This is a genomic window from Paenibacillus sp. J22R67, from assembly GCF_059692175.1.
Genome location: NZ_JCAUAX010000001.1, coordinates 44566 through 63201, shown reverse-complemented (window position 1 = coordinate 63201; position 18636 = coordinate 44566). Strand labels below are relative to the sequence as shown.

22 protein-coding genes are annotated in these 18636 nt (G+C 45.2%); 14 read left to right on the top strand and 8 right to left on the bottom strand.

All coding sequences use genetic code 11. The features are described 5' to 3' along the window. Positions 1-19 precede the first annotated feature (19 nt). Positions 20-580, bottom strand: coding sequence for a helix-turn-helix domain-containing protein (locus tag AC58VC_RS00295; protein ID WP_492521152.1), 561 nt, complete (start codon positions 578-580; stop codon positions 20-22). Between the two features lie 142 nt (positions 581-722). Between AC58VC_RS00295 and tdh the strand changes: the two genes are divergently transcribed. The 4 genes from tdh (at position 723) to AC58VC_RS00275 (ending at position 4343) form a co-directional block, all read left to right on the top strand. Then, on the top strand, positions 723-1763 hold the full coding sequence (tdh, locus tag AC58VC_RS00290) for an L-threonine 3-dehydrogenase (protein WP_497366894.1): 1041 nt from the start codon (positions 723-725) through the stop codon (positions 1761-1763). Between the two features lie 22 nt (positions 1764-1785). Continuing rightward, entirely contained in the window at positions 1786-2961 is a 1176-nt protein-coding gene (locus AC58VC_RS00285) for a glycine C-acetyltransferase (RefSeq protein WP_497366893.1), read from the top strand. A gap of 229 nt (positions 2962-3190) precedes the next feature. Next, on the top strand, positions 3191-3826 hold the full coding sequence (locus AC58VC_RS00280) for a 2OG-Fe(II) oxygenase (protein ID WP_497366892.1): 636 nt from the start codon (positions 3191-3193) through the stop codon (positions 3824-3826). 145 nt (positions 3827-3971) lie between these two features. After that, a complete protein-coding gene (locus AC58VC_RS00275) occupies positions 3972-4343 on the top strand; it encodes an iron chaperone (protein WP_497366891.1) in 372 nt (123 codons plus the stop codon). A 136-nt stretch (positions 4344-4479) separates the two neighbouring features. Here the strand turns inward: AC58VC_RS00275 and AC58VC_RS00270 are convergent, their stop codons facing one another. After that, positions 4480-5031, bottom strand: coding sequence for a TetR/AcrR family transcriptional regulator (locus tag AC58VC_RS00270; RefSeq protein ID WP_497366890.1), 552 nt, complete (start codon positions 5029-5031; stop codon positions 4480-4482). A gap of 180 nt (positions 5032-5211) precedes the next feature. Here AC58VC_RS00270 and AC58VC_RS00265 point away from each other — a divergent pair, with 180 nt between their 5' ends. Further along, on the top strand, positions 5212-5955 hold the full coding sequence (locus AC58VC_RS00265; protein ID WP_497366889.1) for an SDR family oxidoreductase: 744 nt from the start codon (positions 5212-5214) through the stop codon (positions 5953-5955). A 78-nt stretch (positions 5956-6033) separates the two neighbouring features. Here the strand turns inward: AC58VC_RS00265 and AC58VC_RS00260 are convergent, their stop codons facing one another. After that, on the bottom strand, positions 6034-6381 hold the full coding sequence (locus AC58VC_RS00260; protein WP_497367874.1) for a cupin domain-containing protein: 348 nt from the start codon (positions 6379-6381) through the stop codon (positions 6034-6036). 330 nt (positions 6382-6711) lie between these two features. Here AC58VC_RS00260 and AC58VC_RS00255 point away from each other — a divergent pair, with 330 nt between their 5' ends. The 3 genes from AC58VC_RS00255 to AC58VC_RS00245 all read left to right on the top strand — a co-directional run bounded on the left by AC58VC_RS00255 (position 6712) and on the right by AC58VC_RS00245 (position 8837). Further along, positions 6712-7269: an Hcp family type VI secretion system effector gene (locus AC58VC_RS00255; protein WP_497366888.1), complete on the top strand. Its 558-nt coding sequence runs from the start codon at positions 6712-6714 to the stop codon at positions 7267-7269. Between the two features lie 174 nt (positions 7270-7443). Beyond that, positions 7444-7752, top strand: a complete 309-nt coding sequence (locus AC58VC_RS00250; protein WP_497366887.1) for a hypothetical protein — start codon at positions 7444-7446, stop codon at positions 7750-7752. After that, a complete protein-coding gene (locus tag AC58VC_RS00245) occupies positions 7749-8837 on the top strand; it encodes a PQQ-dependent sugar dehydrogenase (protein WP_497366886.1) in 1089 nt (362 codons plus the stop codon). The genes AC58VC_RS00250 and AC58VC_RS00245 overlap by 4 nt, the downstream gene beginning before the upstream one ends. 65 nt (positions 8838-8902) lie before the next feature. Here AC58VC_RS00245 and fabF read toward each other — a convergent pair whose 3' ends face one another. After that, on the bottom strand, positions 8903-10141 hold the full coding sequence (gene fabF, locus AC58VC_RS00240; RefSeq protein ID WP_497366885.1) for a beta-ketoacyl-ACP synthase II: 1239 nt from the start codon (positions 10139-10141) through the stop codon (positions 8903-8905). 142 nt (positions 10142-10283) lie between these two features. Here fabF and AC58VC_RS00235 point away from each other — a divergent pair, with 142 nt between their 5' ends. After that, positions 10284-11120: a helix-turn-helix transcriptional regulator gene (locus tag AC58VC_RS00235; protein ID WP_497366884.1), complete on the top strand. Its 837-nt coding sequence runs from the start codon at positions 10284-10286 to the stop codon at positions 11118-11120. Between the two features lie 518 nt (positions 11121-11638). On the opposite strand, the gene AC58VC_RS00230 is transcribed toward AC58VC_RS00235, so the two are convergent. Next, entirely contained in the window at positions 11639-11803 is a 165-nt protein-coding gene (locus AC58VC_RS00230; protein ID WP_161411725.1) for a hypothetical protein, read from the bottom strand. Between the two features lie 137 nt (positions 11804-11940). Here AC58VC_RS00230 and AC58VC_RS00225 point away from each other — a divergent pair, with 137 nt between their 5' ends. Further along, entirely contained in the window at positions 11941-12150 is a 210-nt protein-coding gene (locus AC58VC_RS00225) for a hypothetical protein (protein ID WP_497366883.1), read from the top strand. Positions 12151-12383: 233 nt separating this feature from the next. On the opposite strand, the gene AC58VC_RS00220 is transcribed toward AC58VC_RS00225, so the two are convergent. Beyond that, positions 12384-13880 carry a peptide MFS transporter gene (locus tag AC58VC_RS00220; RefSeq protein WP_497366882.1) on the bottom strand — a complete coding sequence of 499 codons (1497 nt, stop codon included), beginning with the start codon at positions 13878-13880 and terminating at the stop codon, positions 12384-12386. A gap of 121 nt (positions 13881-14001) precedes the next feature. Between AC58VC_RS00220 and AC58VC_RS00215 the strand changes: the two genes are divergently transcribed. The 3 genes from AC58VC_RS00215 to AC58VC_RS00205 are packed head-to-tail and all read left to right on the top strand — an operon-like array spanning position 14002 to position 16018. After that, complete coding sequence (locus AC58VC_RS00215) at positions 14002-14379, top strand: ribosomal maturation YjgA family protein (RefSeq protein ID WP_497366881.1); 378 nt, start codon at positions 14002-14004, stop codon at positions 14377-14379. Positions 14380-14400: 21 nt separating this feature from the next. Then, a complete protein-coding gene (locus tag AC58VC_RS00210; RefSeq protein WP_497366880.1) occupies positions 14401-14853 on the top strand; it encodes a GNAT family N-acetyltransferase in 453 nt (150 codons plus the stop codon). Next, positions 14846-16018 carry an alanyl-tRNA editing protein gene (locus AC58VC_RS00205; RefSeq protein WP_497366879.1) on the top strand — a complete coding sequence of 391 codons (1173 nt, stop codon included), beginning with the start codon at positions 14846-14848 and terminating at the stop codon, positions 16016-16018. Before AC58VC_RS00210 ends, AC58VC_RS00205 begins: the two co-directional genes overlap by 8 nt. Positions 16019-16108: 90 nt before the next feature. On the opposite strand, the gene AC58VC_RS00200 is transcribed toward AC58VC_RS00205, so the two are convergent. Then, the gene (locus AC58VC_RS00200) at positions 16109-16360 is read right to left on the bottom strand and encodes a DUF2642 domain-containing protein (protein ID WP_497366878.1); all 252 of its coding nucleotides are present in this window, start codon (positions 16358-16360) and stop codon (positions 16109-16111) included. 183 nt (positions 16361-16543) lie between these two features. Between AC58VC_RS00200 and AC58VC_RS00195 the strand changes: the two genes are divergently transcribed. Beyond that, positions 16544-18187, top strand: coding sequence for a PAS domain-containing sensor histidine kinase (locus AC58VC_RS00195; protein ID WP_497366877.1), 1644 nt, complete (start codon positions 16544-16546; stop codon positions 18185-18187). A 68-nt stretch (positions 18188-18255) separates the two neighbouring features. On the opposite strand, the gene AC58VC_RS00190 is transcribed toward AC58VC_RS00195, so the two are convergent. Further along, a complete protein-coding gene (locus AC58VC_RS00190; RefSeq protein WP_497366876.1) occupies positions 18256-18636 on the bottom strand; it encodes a YmaF family protein in 381 nt (126 codons plus the stop codon).

Genomic DNA, 18636 nt, shown 5'->3' with positions numbered 1-18636 from the left:
ACTGGCTGCTTGCATTTTTTTAGGAAGACGGATAGTAAATAAGCGTCTTATATACTGCCTTGTGATCTGACAAATTCGTATACGTGTGAGGACGATCTGCTGTGAAATGAATCGCGTCGCCAGGCTGAAGAATGTAGCTTTCCTGCGCGATAGAGATTTGCAGCTTACCTTCGACCATTAGAATGTACTCTTCGACACCCTCGTTATGCGGCTCTGAGGCATGGGTACAGCCTTGCTCCATTTCGACGGTGTAGATTTCGAAACTTTTTTGCGGATGAAATGGGAAAAGGGGATAGGCACGATATTGACCGTCCTCCTCATCGAAGGAAGAAAGATCTTCGGAACGGACAACGGTAATCTTCGGCTCATCATCCTCAATCAAGCTCGTGAAGGAGATTTGTAGTCCGCTCACAATTTTCCATAAAACAGAGATGGTTGGGTTAGAATCTCCCCGCTCAATCTGCCCTAACATCGCCTTGCTGACACCTGTCAATTCTGCAACTTGATCTAAGCTTAAACCTCTTGTTTTCCGTATGTTCAGCAGCTTTCTGCCTACCATTTTGTGGATCGGTTCCTGCATCAAAGTGACTCCTTTTATTCAACTTTTGTCCGTAAAAATCGCCTATTTACAATATAACATACATTCGTGTACTATGGTATATATAGACAGTAAAACGCACGTATGTGTATTATATTGCATATTTGTCCTAGGAGGAATAGAGATGGGCGCAACGATGATAGGGTTGGTCAAAGAACACCGAGGCCCCGGTGCCACACTGAAAGAAGTTCCCGTTCCCACGGTTGGTGAAGATGAAGTCCTCGTTCACATTAAGGCAACTTCCATCTGTGGAACGGATCTGCACATTTACAATTGGGATGCTTGGGCTGACAAAACGGTGGTGACTCCGAACGTGTTTGGGCATGAGTTTGCAGGTATTGTAGTCGATATCGGGGACCGCGTACGAGGCGTTAAGATCGGAGATCATGTTTCGGCAGAGGGACATATGATTTGCGGCACTTGTAAGGCTTGCCGGACCGGAAATGGGCATGTTTGCCCGAATACCAAAAGTTTTGGCATTACAGCTCCAGGTTGTTTTGCCGAATATGCGGTGGTGAAAGCAAGTAATATTATTCATAATGCGCCTGAATTGCCTTTTGAAATCGCTTGTTTGCAAGACCCGTTAGGCAATGCTGTTCAAACTGTTTTGTCAGGAGACATTGTGGGTAAAACAGTTGCTATTATCGGTGTAGGACCGATCGGCTTGCTAGCCATTAAGGTAGCAAAAGCTTGTGGGGCAGGAGCGATTTATGCGGTAGATATTAATCCAAACCGTCTAAAGATGGCTTTGCAGATGGGGGCAGATGTGACGATTAATGCAATGGAAGCGCGTACATCTGAAGAACTGCGCAGATTGACGGACGGCGAGGGTGTTGAGGTTGTGCTTGAAATGTCTGGAAATCCAATGGCGATTGCTGATGCATTTGAAGCTGCGGCCAATGCGGGCAGAGTGTCCTTGCTCGGTATTCCCACGAAAGAAGTAAGTTTGGACGTAACGAATCATATTATTTTTAAAGGCTTAAAGGTAGAAGGGATCACGGGTCGTAAAATGTACCAAACGTGGTACCAAATGAAAGGTTTATTGAACCAACATCGGGTTGACCTCGCATCCGTTATCACTCACAGATTCACGTTGGATCAATATGAGGAAGCGTTCCGATTGATGCATGAAGGGCAATGCGGGAAGATCGTATTTACTCACTAAACATAATCTCGGGAGGGCAAAGATGAATTACTTAAACGATTTGGCGGCAGATATTGAAGGTTGGAAGCGCGATGGGCGTTACCGTACGATAAAAGTATGGGAAAGCGGCTCTGATACATGGATGAATCTGAACGGGCGCAGAATTCTCCAGATGTCCTCCAATAATTATTTGGGATTGACCCATCATCCCAAGTTAAAGCAAGCAGCGATTGCTGCTATCGAGACATACGGTGTCGGCAGCGGGTCTGTGCGTACCATTACGGGAACGCTGGATATCCACGAGCAGCTAGAGCTGGAGCTGGCTGCCTTCAAAGGCACGGAAGCGGCACTTGTGTTTCAATCGGGTTTTACAACAAATCAAGGCGCGTTGTCTTCGATTCTTGGTGCAGACGACGTGGTGATTAGCGATGAATTGAATCATGCGAGTATCATTGATGGTATTCGATTGACGAAGGCGAGTCGTAAGATTTTCGCCCATAAAGATATGAATCAGCTCGAAGCCGTACTGAAAGAAACACAAAAGCACCGCAAGCGCGTTATTGTTACGGATGGTGTATTTAGTATGGACGGCGATATTGCGCCGCTGCCTGAGATTGTTCAATTGGCAGAAGTTTATGATGCCATTGTGTATGTCGATGACGCCCATGCGAGCGGCGTTTTAGGTAAAAACGGCAAAGGCTCAACCGATCATTTTGGGCTTCATGGACGCGTGCACATTCAGATCGGGACACTTTCCAAAGCTATTGGCGCTGTTGGCGGCTATGTAGCCGGTGCGCAATTGCTGAAGGAACATTTGATTCATACGGCACGGCCGTTCCTGTTCAGTACTTCGCAGCCGCCAGCCGTAGCAGCTACTTGCTTAGCGGCTATTCAGGTGCTGCGCGAGAGCGGGGACCTGGTAACCAAACTATGGGAGAACGCCAATGGATTCCGCAGTGAACTGCAGCGTTTAGGCTTCGACACAGGAGCAAGTGAAACACCGATCATTCCAATCATTATCGGCGATCCTGCACTAACGATGCGTTTCTCAGATCGCTTGCTGGAAGAAGGCGTATTCGCGCAAGGGATTGTCTACCCAACCGTAGCGATGGACAAAGGACGTGTACGCCTGATTGTGACGGCTCAGCATACGAAAGAAGATTTAGCGTTTGCTATGAACAGCTTGCAGAAGGTAGGCAGGGAGTTTGGTTTGGTGTAAGGATTTTCTGCGCAGAGGAAACAAGCCGCAGTTGGTCATTCCATGGCTGTCAATCAAAGTGCCGCGTTGATCGCGGCATTTTTCTTTTGATGGCGTCAATGGACAAGATGGTTAATTCATTTCGGTGCAGTAGAATAATTATCAAGACAATTAGAGGGAACAACGGATACCACGAAGAACTGTACTAGATAGATTACTTCCTTGGTAATCAATAATGGAGGATGCACCGATGGCCATTATAGAGCAGACAATCTTCAATTCAGTTGGAAACAAGATTATTACTAAGGATAAAGAGATTCTTATTGTCGGCAAAATGGTTGAACCGCTTATTTTAATATTGGACAATGTATTAAGCTTTACAGAATGTGACGCGTTGATTGACTTGGCTAGCAACAGAATGAAGCGAGCTAAAATCGGAGGATCTCACGTAGTCAGCGATATTAGAACAAGCAGCAACATGTTTTTTGAGGAAAGCGAAAATGAAATGATTGAAAAAATTGAGACCAGAGTTTCAGAACTGATGAATATACCGATTTCACATGCGGAACCGCTGCAAATTTTACACTATAAAACGGGGGAACAGTATCATCCTCATTTCGACTATTTTACATCCGAAAATGTAGTAAACAATCGCATCAGCACACTTGTGATGTATTTAAATGACATGGCAATAGGCGGTGAAACGTATTTCCCTTCGCTTCGTTTAGCCGTATCGCCCAAAAAAGGCAGTGCTGTTTATTTTGAATATTTTTATAACGATTCTCGTTTAAATGAACTAACCTTACATGCAGGAAATCCGGTAGAGGTCGGGGAAAAATGGGTAGCAACCCAGTGGATGAGAAGACAAAGACATCGCGATATGTAAAGAACGAGGGTGGAGTTTGCAGCGATGCAGCTCCTCTTTTTCATTAAAGGGCAGTAAGTTTCATGGTAATGGGAAAAATGGTAAGTGAGGACTGGGTTTGAGGAACTTCTCAGAATGACATCATTATATTGTAGGAGGGAACAACATGGAAGTCTTTCAAGAATATTTAGATCGTATGGATAACCCCGATCACCGTGACCGAACGGAGGAAATTTTGGCGTGGGTTGCTAATAAATTCCCGAATTTGGTCCCTCTATACAAGTGGAATACGCCAATGTTTTCCGATCACGGTACCTATATCATCGGCTTTTCCACAGCGAAGCAACATTTAAGCGTTTCACCCGAAGAAGTAGGCATAGCGCACTTTGCCGATGACATTGCACAAGCTGGCTACAGCGCTACCAAAGGCTTGTTTCGAATTCCGTGGAATGAGCCGGTAAATTACGAATTACTTGAGAAAATGATCGAGTTTAATATCTTGGATAAGGCACAATATTCAACTTTTTGGAGAAAGTAAATAACACTGTCGGTGCAACAGCTCCGCGTGCGGGAGGGGGTATTACAAAGCGTCGCTCACTCTTCAAGGCAACCAGGTCACTCTCACTAGAGCGACGCCTGGCCGAGTGTGAGCGTGACGACCCTTCGGATAAGGGTTAAAGCTCGTTCTTCTCGAAGAGTTTTCTTAGTTGTTCTGCCATATACTCAGGCTGGTAAGGCATTTGATGCTGGATCCACCACTCCACGGTTCCTACGAATGCGGAAGCCATGAACTGTGAGCTCAACTCACCGTCGATCTCCGAATTTTGGTTGCGACTATCCAGTTTTTCCTTGAGACTGCTCGCAATGAACTCCATCAAGTGTTTCCGGAATAAGACGGATCTTGTCGTGGACAACGTGGCGGAGAAGAACAAAAAGTGATCACGAATATACATGAATATCATGAGAAGCTCATTAGAGAGCGGAGTGTTCTCGCTAGAATCACAGAAGGAAATTAGTTTGTTCAAATGATATTCGATTAATTTATCGAGCAGATCGTATTTGTCACTGTAGTGTAAATAGACAGTGGCCCGATTGACGTTAGCTCGATCAGCGATATCATTAATCGTAATGTTCTCGATATCCTTTTTTGCAAAAAGATCCAGGAATGCACTAGTGATCGCTTCTTTTGTCCTAATGACACGCCGGTCGACTTTGGTAGTGCTCACTATGCTATCAATCCCCTCTGTTTATAGACATTTTCGAGTAATTGTTGTTTTTACTACGAATTAGCGTTCATTAACGATTGAATCCCATTCGGAGATAATTATAATATTAATCAACGCACGAATAATATGCAACACGCGTTGTTTAACTAATACCGTATTTCCGAAAAGGAGAGGATCACTTTGGAAAATTATTCATCGAAAGTCGTAATCATTACGGGGGCCTCTAGCGGCATAGGTGAAGCTACCGCCAGGTTGTTGGCCGAGCACGGAGCAAGTGTAGTATTGGCCGCGAGAAGAGAGGATCGATTAAGGCAAATAGTAAGCGATATACGCCAATCAGGTGGAAATGCAGTTTCTTTCCAAGCCGATGTGACCTCCTCCGAGGATATGAAGAGTCTTGCTCAGTTTGTGATTGACAAGTATGGCCGGGTGGATGTGCTGGTGAACAATGCCGGAATTATGCCAGTGTCGAGCCTTAGTGAATTAAGAGTTGATGAATGGGACAGAATGATCGATGTAAATATAAAAGGTGTACTTTATGCCATCGCAGCCGTGCTGCCAGCCATGCGTGAAAAAAAATCCGGTCACATCATCAACGTTTCGTCGATAGCGGGGCATGTTGTAAGCCCCAATTCGTCCGTTTACAGTGCGACAAAATTTGCCGTCCGGGCGATTGCAGAGGGGCTACGCCAGGAAGAATCACCAGTATCGGGGATCCGCTCCACCATCATTGCCCCAGGAATAGTCGATACGGAGTTACTAAACACAGTCACGAGTCCTGAAGTGAAACAAATGAGCGAGATTGTTCGTGGCATGAGTATTTCTCCTGATAGAATCGCCAATGCAATCGCATATGCTATCGATCAACCTCACGATACCTCGGTGAATGAGATCGTGATTAGACCCACTATACAAGCCATGTAAATAACAAGCGAAAACAACCGGTCCAGAGATTGGATCGGTTGTTTTGGTTATTTGCTTTTTTTTGTAATGACGCTAGGTTTACTTGTTATATACAATAGGTGGCCCTACGACGCTAACTTCATATTTTATCGCTAATTCAATAATTTCTTCCATGGTCTTTCCTGGAATTTCCTTGAAGATGAGTTCATCACCAGGAGGTGTGAACATAATAGACATGTGCAGATGCGATTCGCCGATATTTAAGAATGCATGAGGCGTACCTCTTGGAACGACAAGGACATCGCCTGCACCAGCATTGAATTCTTTGCCATCAATATGGAAACGCGCTTCGCCTTCAAGGATACGGAAAATTTCGTCGGCCTTGTGATAATGGCGATGGGGCCATTTCCTTTGTTGGGGGCCATGCGAAGATCGAACACAGAGTATTCGTTATTCACGTCTTTACCGTGAACGCGATAAGCAACTTGTTCCCCCGGTAGTACGTCGAACCATGCCATTTCTTGTTGGCTATGATGGATTCCTTGGCGATTTGATGCTTGATGACTTGTCATGTTGAATTCTCCTGTCGTAACACTAATTATATATATTCTATAATTAGATTATATGAAGACTAACATTGCATTCATGACTTGTCAAATATTCAATCGATAAAGATCTAAATCGTTCAAATAATTTTGCGGAATAGAAAATCAGTTTCTCCGATATAATTAGGTCGATAGTTACAATTTGTAACATAACCGACGAGGAGTGATGGGATTGAGCAAGTTCCGTAAGCAGGCATTTATCTTTTTTATTCTTAGTGCGTTGGTGCTTGCTTTCAGCGTAGTTCCAGCAGCTGCAGCTGAAAGTGATGACTATGACATTTATTTGAAACTAGATGGAATTAACGGGGATTCGACAACAAGAGGGTATGAGAAGTGGATTCAGCTTAATGATTTTTCGTTCGAAGTGGAAAATAAGGCGGCGGTTAGTTCTGGAAGCGGATCTGGAGCAGGCAAAGCTGCCGCTCAACCCATTTCTATTAACAAAAATTTTGATACAGCCTCCATTCCGCTATTTCTGAGTACAACGACGGGAAAATCGATTGAGAAAGGTCAAATTGTTTTTGTTAAACACAGTGGCAATGAAAAGCAAGCTAGCCTCACCATCGATTTGGAAAGAGTTCTCATCAGCAATTTCAGCTTGTACGATACCCATGAAAACATTGAGCTAACTTATGGAGCCATTACTTTTAAATACAATGCTGTTGGCCCTGATGGCAAAACAAGTACGTTTACGGGCGGCTGGGACTTTACGAAAAATCAGAAAAAATAAGCGAGTAATGTAGAGCTTTTTGGGAACGGAAAGGGCTGACTTGAGAGGACTGAAAGGGCCTTTTGAGCAGCCCTATTTTTAATAACAGCAGCTGGAGTATGTGAACTGTACTTCTCTTCTCCATGTCGATATAATTGGAATTATTTCTCAGATTGTGAGGAGGTAAGAGCGTTCATGTTTATGGAAGAGGAGGTAATCGTATACTTGAGAGCGGGTTTCTTGATCGTTATGCTGCCAGTTATGGCGGTCGTCTTTTTCTTAATGATGAAATTCAAGAGGATGGGGTATGGGTGGTTTTTGATTCATTTGGTTTTATTCTCGATTGGTGCTCTTTGGTGGATACGGCTGCTTGAAACCAGAGCTTTTACCAGTTCTATTTATAATTCACTAATGATCGCAATGATAGGGATGCTTTGGCTGATAAGTATGATCTTTTTCGTAAAAGGGTTATTGTCACTACGTAATAAGGGGGCGCGCGTGTGAATAAATCGATGAAAATAGGAATTGTCACAATGGCGGTAGTCTTGCTAAGCTCAGCTTGCTCGGAAAAGCTCAGCCCTGCGAATAAGTCGAAGACGGTAGATAGTCAGACTAATGCTGGCAATGCCTACACCATACTTGCCGAAAAGTTGCATACACCTTGGTCGATTCAGTTCGATGAGGAAACAATTTATGTAAGTGAGCGTGATGGGCATATTGTCAAAATAAGTAATGGTTCGGTCACACGTCAGAAGGTGAAGCTCAACAAAACGCTAAAAATTCAGGGAGAAGGCGGGTTTCTTGGTATTCAACTAGCTCCTGACTTTCATGAATCGCATCAAGCCTATGCTTATCATACGTATGAAGAAGGCGGCAAAATTCTCAATCGCGTCGTCGTTCTACAGGAGAAAAACGGTGGTTGGGAGGAACTCAAATCGTACCTCGAAGCCATCCCAGGCGGTCATATCCACAATGGGGGCAGACTTGCGATCGGTCCTGATCATATGTTATACATCACAACGGGTGACTCAGGGGTAGACAAGCTTGCTCAAGATGTGAAAAGTACCGCGGGCAAAATACTGCGCATGACACAGGATGGTAAGGTTCCATCTGATAATCCTTTTGCAAAGTCATATGTTTATTCTTATGGTCACCGGAACTCACAAGGTATTGCGTGGGACAAGCAGGGACGCATGTTTAGCTCTGAACATGGTCCTTCAGGAGACCCTGGCGGGCATGATGAGATCAATCTTATTGAAAAAGGCAAGAACTACGGATGGCCAGTCATTATCGGAGATGCGAAAAAGGAGGGTATGGTAACTCCGCTGTATCAAACGGGGGATACCGCCATTGCTCCATCGGGGATTGCAGTAGACCCAGAGGGGCAACTACTCATCGCAACCTTGATCGGCAAGAAGCTATACAGGTTCAATCCCGACACGAAGCAACTAGCTACCATGCTGGAAGGTGAAGGGAGACTGCGTGATGTTAAGCTTCATAATGGGGATATTTATGTTCTAACGAACAACACGGATGGTAGAGGAAATCCTTCAGCGAATGACGACCGCCTTTTGTTGCTAAAGAAATAAGAAAGAGCGAAAAACCTAATCCACGCAGCATCCGCTGCACAGATTAGGTTTTTTGGTGGGATCAATTAGGTGGTAGTTTTCTTGAAAACGAGTACGGCATTATGGCCGCCGAAGCCGAAGGAGCTGGATAAGCCGTAATTGAGCTCTGCCTTTCTAGCGACGAGCGGTACATAATCCAGATCACACTCTGGATCTGGATTTTCCAAGTTAATGGTAGGAGGGATCACTCCGTCTTGCAAGGTTTTAATCAGTGCGACAGCTTCTACACCGCCGGCAGCGCCGAGCATGTGTCCAATCATAGATTTGTTCGCGCTGATAGGGACGTCATATGCGCGGCTGCCAAGCAGCCTCTTGATGGCACGCGTCTCCGACAGATCACCAGCAGGCGTGCTGGTCGCGTGCGCGTTGATCGTGTCGAGCTCCTCTGGCGCTAGGCCGGCATCAGCGAGTGCATCGCGCATGGCTCGGTAGGCACCCGCGCCTTCAGGATCGGTCGCCACGATGTGGTAGGCGTCCGACGTTGAGCCATAGCCGACGATCTCGGCATGGATGCGGGCACCGCGGCGCTCGGCATGCTCGAGCGACTCCAGCACGAGCACGCCAGCGCCTTCGGCGGCGACGAAACCGTCGCGCTGCGCATCGAACGGGCGGCTCGCCTGCGTCGGCGCATCGTTACGCGTCGACAAGGCCGTCGCATTACCGAAGCCCGCCAGCGCAAGGTCGATGATCGTTGCTTCGGCGCCTCCGGCAATGACGGCGTCTGCGCCTCCGCGCTGGATCAGCTTAAAGGCCTCGCCTATGGCGTTGTTGCCAGTGGCGCAGGCCGTTACCGGCGCAAGGGAAGGGCCTTTGGCGCCGAACATAATGCTGACCTGCGCGGCTGCCATGTTGGCGATCATCATGGGCACGACTGTCGGACTGACACGACTGGGTCCGCGGGACAGCAAGGTCCGGTAGTTGTCCAAGATGGTATGAATCCCGCCAATACCGGAGCCAATATAGACACCAACACGTTCCTCATTCGTTGCGTCAATGGTTAGGTCAGCATCTTCCACAGCTTGCTTTGCTGCAGCAACGGCAAATTGTGTGTAACGATCCATACGGCGGACTTCCCGCTTGCCGACGGCTGCTTCCGCATCGAAATCACGCACGACGCCAGCGATACTCGTTTTATATTCGGATACATCCATATGATCTATTGTTGAAATACCAGACGTTCCAGCTACGAGATTATTCCAAAAATGGTCTACCTGATTGCCTATTGGCGTTATTACGCCCATCCCAGTTACAACTACACGTTTCATCTCCAACGCCTCCTTGAATATCATTACTAACTTCTTTTAAGTACTTGTTATAAATAGAATGTCATACTTGTTATCCTATTACAAGTTACCGTTTATACTGGTATAATGACTTCTATGATGAAATGTGAAGGGGGAAAATGAAGTGAATACGAAGGAACGGCTGCAAGCACTTTCCGCGTTTTTGACCACGCATCGAGCTAAGCTTAAGCCTAGCGATGCTGGACTTCTTGGCGGCAGCCGAAGACGCACGCCTGGCCTCCGCAGGGAAGAAGTGGCGGCGATTGCCGGTGTGAGCACGACCTGGTATACCTGGTTAGAACAGGGGAGAGAAATCAAAATGTCGGTGCAGGTTCTGGACCGAATCGCAATTGCCCTACAGCTGAACGAAGATGAGCGACAATATTTGTTCATGCTGGCTCTTGAGCAGCCGGCTCCAACGACAATTGTTGATCAGGCACCAACCGTTTCTCCTTCTTTGAGTCGAATTTTGGTGGAACTTCATGATTGCCCAACCATTATTTCGGATCGCAGATGTAATATCGTGGGTTGGAATCAAGCGGCGGCAGCGGTGTTCCTGGATTTTGCACTGATTCCGCTTGAAGAGCGTAACCTCATTTGGCTGCTTTTTACAAGGAAAGAATTAAAAGCTCTGGCTGTTAACTGGCGCGATTTTGCGATGGGCTTTTTGGCCATGTTTCGTTCTTATTATGGACAATACCTGGGTGACAATTGGTATAGTGAGTTTATTGAACGCATTAGTGGTGAAAATCAGGATTTTCGGACTTTTTGGAATCAAAGTGACGTGAGTAGTGCCCCGGAAGTGTTCATCGAATTTCGTCATGCAAAAGTAGGGAAGCTTCTATTTGATTTGACGACATTGCAGGTGCAAGGCCGAGCCGATTTAAGATGCAGTGTGTATACGGCTTCGCCTGGTTCGGATACCGATTCTAAAGTCAAGCTGTTGATGAGCAAAATTTAGAGCAGCTCCTAACGATGTTATACATCGCTACAGCGAGCGAAACCCCAAACATCCGCGCTGCCCGCAGCATCTAACGATGTTTTACATCGTTGCAGGGTATCCGCCGCCGCGCTGGCACTCTGTAGCGATGTTATACATCGCTACAGCGAGCGAAACCCCAAACATCCGCGCTGCCCGCAACTTCTAACGATGTTTTACATCGTTGCAGGGTATCCGCCGCCGCGCTGGCACTCTTTAGCGATGTTATACATCGCTAAAGCGAGCGAAACCCCAAACATCCGCGCTACCGCAGTATCTAACGATGTTTTACATCGTTGCAGGGTATCCGCCGCCGCGCTGGCGCTCTGTAGCGATGTTTTACATCGCTAAATGGGAGTAGAGTGCAGTAGGGGTGGAAGTTAGTGTAGTAAAGTAAGCTTAAGGTTGGAGAAAAGCTTGTACCCCCGAATTTGGTAGCCGAGCTGTTTTTCAACACAAGAAAAGGAACGCTTTTCAGCGTTCCTTTTAAGCAACTCTATCTACGAATGAGATAACTTTTTATCCTCGCGTTCCAGTGCTTTCTGCTGTTCTTTGGTGAAGGTGCAACGAAGTTTAGCTAATCCCGTATGTTCGTTGACGTAAATGATTCTAACAATACCATGGATTGATTTCAGTTGTTTAGTCCATTCTCTTGGATCGAACATGAACATCAACTCCTTTTGAAAACGCTTTATTCTATAATTCATCTTATGTGCGTGGGACAAGTTTCATGCCTGAGGTATGGAAATGCTAAAAAAGTGGCATTCTGGATAGTAATGACATGATTGTACGGTGGGTGAAAATGTTGAAAGTTGAAAAGAATCAATCAGCACTATGTTCGTATTGTGAGGAATCAGCAACATTTCGGATCGGTAACGACGAGTACGCGCTGCATGCTTGTGATCGTCACGAAGATTCTGCGTATAACGAGTTCGATTTCGTGAGCGGGGAGGACTCGTGGCGAATCATTTCAATGGCGTCGCACGGCTTTCCTGAACTGGCAATCATTTAAACAGGAGGGATTCCCATTCGTTTATATCACTTGAGCTACATTCTTTTTTTTAGCGCTGTGCTGCTTGCAGGTATTATCGGAATCGCTTGGTTTGTTTTTCATCGTAGAAAAAGAAAAGCGCGTTAATCATGGTTTGTAACCATAATTTAGTTTATGCCAAAGAACCTCCATATTCCACTAAATTAGTGGGATTGGAGGTTCTTTGGTGTCTAGCATGTACGAACTTAATCAATTTAGCGGACACCCTTCATAAGGCCTTGAATTTTTGGAGTCAGCAGAAAAAGGATCAAACTAAGGATCAAAGCAATCACACCGATGACACCGAAATAAAGCATTTCCGAGTCAGCTGAGTAAAATTTCACAATCTGCGCATTGATAGCCTGAGCCGCGGCATTCGATAAGAACCATAAACTCATGGTTTGGGCCAGAAAGGCTGCTGGAGCTAACTTGGTCGTAGCCGAGAGCCCAACAGGAGATAGGCATAGCTCTCCGAGCACGACAATGAAATAGCTGAGCACAAGCCATAACGGATTAACGAGCGATTCATTACCGCCAAAATAGGCGGGCAGCAGGATAACGAGAAAGGATAACCCTGCCAGCAGTAAACCCAATGAAAATTTGGTTGGGATAGAAGGCTGTCGATTTCCGAGCTTGACCCAAAGCCACGCAAAGATCGGCGCAAATACGATGATAAATAACGGATTCAAAGATTGGAACCAAGCTGGAGATATATGTATGCCTGCAAAATCAAGTTGTGTCCGCCGGTCCGCGTAATTGGCGAGAATGGTTGATCCCTGCTCCTCAATCGCCCAGAACATAACAGAAGCTATAAAAAGCGGAATATAGGCGATAATTCTGGAGCGCTCGATGCTTGTTGTCTTCGGGCTTTTGTACATGACTATGAAGTATAGAGTTGGAATTAATATGCCTAGCAAGCCAATGAGGGCGCTAAACGTCTGGAAAGTGAGATAACCCGTTGGGATTGTTATTGCAAGTAATAGGATGATGACTACGGCACCTACCCCGATCCATGTCATCACCTTTGTTTTTTCTGACGGGGATAGCGGGTTAACGACAAATGTTCCTGCGAGTCCCAAGTTTTTTTTCTTCGTAAACATAAAAACAGCTAATCCAAGGAACATACCGACGGCGGCTAATCCGAAACCCAAATGGAAATTGTAGTTCAACCCTACAGTGCCTACGATTAATGGGGCAAGAAAACCTCCTAGATTAATTCCCATATAGAAAATGCTGAATCCTGCGTCCCTACGGGCGTCTTCTTCGCTATATATTTCACCAACAATGCTGGATACGTTGGGTTTAAGCATGCCTGTCCCTAACACAATCAGGACCATAGAAACAAAAAAAAGCGCGACGCTTCCTGGTATTGCTAATACAATATGGCCAAGCATAATGAAAATACCGCCATATAGAACAGCTTTTGAATTTCCAAAGATCCGGTCAGATAACCAGCCGCCAATAATGCCGGACATGTAGACAAGTGAGCCGTAAATCGACATAATGGCAAGAGCAGTATTTTCGGCAATACCCAATCCGCCTTTGGAAACTTCATAATACATATAGTAAACAAGGATTGCGCGCATGCCATAATAGGAAAAACGCTCCCAAAATTCTGTGAAAAAGAGTGTGAATAACCCTTTTGGGTGACCCAGGAAGCCGCTTTGTGGAACACTTGAGACAACCTGCTGTTTTTTAGTTATATCGGACATGAAGTAATCTCCTTTGTATAGCCAAGTTATGAGTCACCTGCTGTTTCCCCACAAGGTAGATTTCCCATGTAGATAAAGTTATAAACTTTTTTGTGTTCATATTCGAATGAAGAGGGAAATCATGCTAAAATATGCAACAGCCATCGTTATTACGATCGTCTTAGGGTTAAGCTCAAGAAGGTTCCCAGACGTATTTCCTGATTTTATTGTCGTGCATGCCGGGGACATCCTTTGGGCAAGTATGATTTACTTTGGGATTCGATTTATTTGTCTGAAAAGATCGTTAGCTTGGGCAGTAGGCTGGAGTGTAATATTCTGCTTTGGCATTGAATTCAGTCAATTGTACCAAGCGGAATGGATCGTAGAGATAAGAAGGACACTCGTGGGATCGCTGATCCTTGGAAGAGGATTTTTGGCTATAGATTTATGTCGGTATGTGATAGGAATTGCTGTTGCTTTTGTCATTGACAAGTATGCCATCCAGCGCAGCAATCGTTAATTCGGCTTTGGAGATGATGATGTGGAAATCAAAAACATTCAAAAAGAGCAAGCTTGGCAGCTGCGGCACGAAGTGATGTGGCCAGAGCGTGACCTTTCATATGTTCAACTTTCGGATGACGATGAAGGTATTCACTACGGTCTTTTCGCAGATGAGGCGCTTATTTCAGTTCTTTCGTTATTTATCCATGGAGAGGAAGCACAGTTTCGAAAATTTGCCACGAAGGTGTCCAGTCAAGGCAAAGGCTACGGAAGTCAACTGCTCCGCCACATGCTTATGGAAGCTATGAAGTTAGGTGTGAAGCGCATTTATTGCAATGCGAGGAGCAACAAGGTTTCTTTTTATGAAAAATTCGGGTTGGCAGTAACAGATAAGAAGTTCACTAAAGGCGGAAAAGATTATGTTGTTATGGAACATCATTTCAATTCAGAAACTGATCTAGCTGAGAATAGAAAGGAAGATTCACATGTCTAAGAAGCTGTACTACGATTCTGCCTATATCAGAGAATGGCAAACAACGATCAGCCGTGTATTGGAGAGAGAAGACGGATATTATGTCATCCTGGAGGAGACAGCCTTTTATCCCCATGGAGGCGGACAACCTTGTGATGAAGGACGAATCAATGGTGTACCTGTTTTGGATGTCATCAGTGAAGAGGAGAACGTACTGCATAAAGTGGCGAGTCTACCGGGAGAGGGCATCGTATCTTGTGAAGTGGATTGGCAGCGAAGGTTCGATCATATGCAGCAGCATAGCGGTCAACATCTGTTATCAGCGGTATGTCGCGATCTCTATCAGGCAATGACCGTCTCTTTTCACTTGGGAGCGGATTATGCCACCATTGATGTTGAACAATCGGAGCTCTCACCCGTTCAATTGGCGGCGATCGAGAACGAAGTGAATCAGCAGATTTATAAGAATCGAAAAGTCTCCAGTTATTTCGTTACGGAAGAGGAATTGGCTAAGCTGCCGCTTGTGAAACAACCCAAAGTCACGGAGAATATCCGCATTGTTGAAATTCAAGATGTTGAGTATAATGCGTGCGGGGGCACTCATGTTTCGTCGACAGGCGAAATCGGAATGATTAAGCTGCTGAAAGCGGAGAAGCAGAAGGGGAATACGCGGATATATTTTAAATGCGGATATCGTGCGCTTCAGGAGTTTAATGACAGTCTGAAAATTCTGGGTGCGCTATCCATCAAGTTCAATACGGGAAAAGACGAAATTATCGATCGCGTGGAGAAGTGGGAGCTCGAGACGAAACAGCTTCAGGCTGAGCTAACCCAGTTAAAAGAGGAAAACGACGCTTATGTGGTAGATGAACTGCTCACCCATCGTGAAGGGAACTTGATTGCCCACGTGTTCGAGAACAAATCCATGAAAGATTTGCAAAACCTCGCTGGCAAGCTGGCGGTTCAGAGTGATTGCCCCGTGCTGCTTGCAACCATTGCGGAGAACAAAGTTGTCTTAGCGAATAATAGCGACGCGTTATCCTGCGGCGCTTTCTTCAAAGCCAATTTGGCTGCTTACCAAGGAAAAGGCGGTGGAAGCGACAAAATCTCCCAAGCGGGATTTCGTACATGGGACGACACCGCAGCTTTCCTGGAACACACGAAAGATCTGCTTCGTGTACGCTGAGCAAGAACCTTCTGATTCAAACTATTAGGCAGGTTGAAAATTCATGCAAAAAAAACCTCATCTAAGGAGATGGGGTTTTTGGGTTGAAGATTAGAAGGGACGGAAAGGGAAACAAGATCTAGAATCCAATAAGGCAATCGCTAATAGATCAAACAGGATGAGCGGCAGAATAAAGGGTAGAAAAGAGATTTGCGCTTTTTTCCCGTTCCGCGCTTGTTTCAGATATACCTTATTATTGTCCACTTTAACAATGGTACCTTTGTAAGTGCCGTGTGTTGTTTGGATCACCACTTCTCGATTGAGGTACTTTTTACAAGTTCGATAGGAATCCGCTTTTTTCATCGTGAATACCTCCTCTCTAGCTGTCTTCTTCTAGTATATGTTCGTCCAATAGAACTAGTGCGTGGGAATAGAATAGAATGGGAGAAAGATCCAATAAGTATTTTCTAGAATAAATGATATAATCAATTAGCAAATTACAACGCTGCCCCATAAAATTGCATGGTTAAGGAAGAGTAGATCGATATGCACAAGAAGTCAGTAGTAAGGGTAAAAAGCTCTTTGAAAGTGACCTTCCTTTATGTCTTGTTTGGAAGTTTGTGGGTCATTCTATCAGATCGTTTCATTGAGAGCGTGAGCTTGACCAATGCAGTCTCCGTAAATTCCTCAAAGGGACTTTTTTATGTTGTTATAACAGCATTTATTTTGTACTTTTGTTTAAATCGGTTAAAAAAGGCGTTGTTGGAAAGCGAAGAACGGTACCGAATTCTTGTGGAACATTCACCAGAGCCTATTGTGGTTCACAGCGACGGAATTATCATCTTCATTAACCCTGCCGGGGCCAGAGTATTAGGTGCGAGCTCGCCTGAGGAGCTTATCGGGCAATCCGTGATGACATTCGTGCACTCCGACTATACAAATATTACGCAGGAACGTATCCGTCAAATTATTGAAGACAAGCAGCCAACGGAACCGATGGATCAGAAGTTTTTGCGAGTAGATCAGCAAGTCATCGATGTTGATGTAAGGGAAGTACCGATCGTTTTTCTTGGCAAACCTGCGGTGCAGCTGTTATGCAGGGACATTACGGAGCATAAGCGGGCGCAATGCATGCTAGAGGAGCGGGAACAGAGCTATAAATCGCTTGTTGAGCATAATCCGGACGCTATTTTCACGATGGATTTAAAAGGGAAAGTGGTTTCTGTCAATGCGGCAACGGAGAAAATTACCGGCTATAGCGAAGAAGAGTGCACGCAGCAAACTTTTCTGCCCTTTCTCGCTTCCAGTGACCAAGAGAAGGCATGCGAGCTTTTTGTTAAGTCGATGAACGGTGAATCCAACAATACGGAAATTACCCTTTTGCATAAAGCAGGAAACAGTATCGAATTAAATTTGAAAATGGTTCCTATTTATATCAATGATAAGGTTGACGGCGTATATGGCATTGCCAAAGATATTACAGAGCGTAAACGAACGGAAGAGCTGCTGCTCAAATCAGAAAAGCTATCCATTGTAGGACAGCTCGCGGCTGGCGTTGCCCATGAGATTCGAAATCCATTGACGTCGCTAAGAGGTTTTGTGCAGCTTTTGCAATCGAAGGTAGAAAATTATCAGTACTATTTTCAAATTATGCTATCGGAATTAGACCGAATTAACGATATCGTGAGCGAGTTTATGGTGATTGCGAAACCACAGGTTATCAACTTTGAGATGAAGGATATCCGAAAAATCGTCCAAGATGTCATCTCTTTGCTTCAAACCCAAGCCATTCTTAATAATGTGGAAATTCATACAGAAATCATTACCGAAATTCCTTTCATCAAGTGTGAGGAAAATCAATTGAAACAGGTATTTATTAATATTCTTAAAAATGCGATTGAAGCGATGCCAGATGGAGGAAATGTTGTTATTTCGTTGAAAACGGACGACAACAAGGTGCATATTCGTTTCATTGACGAAGGCTGCGGCATCTCGGAGGAGAGACTGGCGATACTAGGCGAACCCTTCTACACAACGAAAGAGAAAGGGACGGGTTTAGGTTTAATGGTCTGTCATAAAATCATTGAAGCACACCGTGGATGTCTCAAAATCGAAAGTGAAGTTGATAAAGGAACGACGGTTCATTTATTTCTGCCGATTGTAGAGGATGGTTCGGTTAGCATCGCTTAAAACAAGAATGGACTGCTCCGCTAGTAGGTTACTACTAGGAGGCAGTCCTTTTTTTGTTTGCTGTCGCTTTATTTTTTCACGCGTTCCCGAACGACTTTTTCAATAATTAATTTGTGTCCGAGCATGCCGCTGAGACGAATAATACCGGTTGTTCTGCCGGTAATGACATGGCGATGGCCATCGGCAACATTCGTTTGGATGGAAAACCGGTGAAAATGGTTGGGACCATTGCCAATATTGAGTCCGGTTCGACCGGAGTAGGAGTGTCTATGTCCTTCCGCTGTCGTTGTAATGCCGCGGAAATTGTGACGGTGTCTGCCATCATCTGGGATGAACAAATCTGTCAAATTCCCAAAAGCATGTTGATGACCATCCACACGAGTCGTCAAACCCTCCATACGATGCTTGAATTGAACAGGTCCTTCGTCTCCTTGCTTGATTTTCGCCAC

Excerpts from the sequence above, each read along its gene's own strand:
- AC58VC_RS00295 (WP_492521152.1), bottom strand. The coding sequence starts at position 580 with ATGCAGGAACCGATCCACAAAATGGTAGGCAGAAAGCTGCTGAACATA.
- tdh (WP_497366894.1), top strand. The coding sequence starts at position 723 with ATGGGCGCAACGATGATAGGGTTGGTCAAAGAACACCGAGGCCCCGGT.
- AC58VC_RS00285 (WP_497366893.1), top strand. The coding sequence starts at position 1,786 with ATGAATTACTTAAACGATTTGGCGGCAGATATTGAAGGTTGGAAGCGC.
- AC58VC_RS00280 (WP_497366892.1), top strand. The coding sequence starts at position 3,191 with ATGGCCATTATAGAGCAGACAATCTTCAATTCAGTTGGAAACAAGATT.
- AC58VC_RS00275 (WP_497366891.1), top strand. The coding sequence starts at position 3,972 with ATGGAAGTCTTTCAAGAATATTTAGATCGTATGGATAACCCCGATCAC.
- AC58VC_RS00250 (WP_497366887.1), top strand. The coding sequence starts at position 7,444 with ATGTTTATGGAAGAGGAGGTAATCGTATACTTGAGAGCGGGTTTCTTG.
- fabF (WP_497366885.1), bottom strand. The coding sequence starts at position 10,141 with ATGAAACGTGTAGTTGTAACTGGGATGGGCGTAATAACGCCAATAGGC.
- AC58VC_RS00230 (WP_161411725.1), bottom strand. The coding sequence starts at position 11,803 with ATGTTCGATCCAAGAGAATGGACTAAACAACTGAAATCAATCCATGGT.
- AC58VC_RS00225 (WP_497366883.1), top strand. The coding sequence starts at position 11,941 with ATGTTGAAAGTTGAAAAGAATCAATCAGCACTATGTTCGTATTGTGAG.
- AC58VC_RS00220 (WP_497366882.1), bottom strand. The coding sequence starts at position 13,880 with ATGTCCGATATAACTAAAAAACAGCAGGTTGTCTCAAGTGTTCCACAA.
- AC58VC_RS00215 (WP_497366881.1), top strand. The coding sequence starts at position 14,002 with ATGCTAAAATATGCAACAGCCATCGTTATTACGATCGTCTTAGGGTTA.
- AC58VC_RS00205 (WP_497366879.1), top strand. The coding sequence starts at position 14,846 with ATGTCTAAGAAGCTGTACTACGATTCTGCCTATATCAGAGAATGGCAA.
- AC58VC_RS00200 (WP_497366878.1), bottom strand. The coding sequence starts at position 16,360 with ATGAAAAAAGCGGATTCCTATCGAACTTGTAAAAAGTACCTCAATCGA.
- AC58VC_RS00195 (WP_497366877.1), top strand. The coding sequence starts at position 16,544 with ATGCACAAGAAGTCAGTAGTAAGGGTAAAAAGCTCTTTGAAAGTGACC.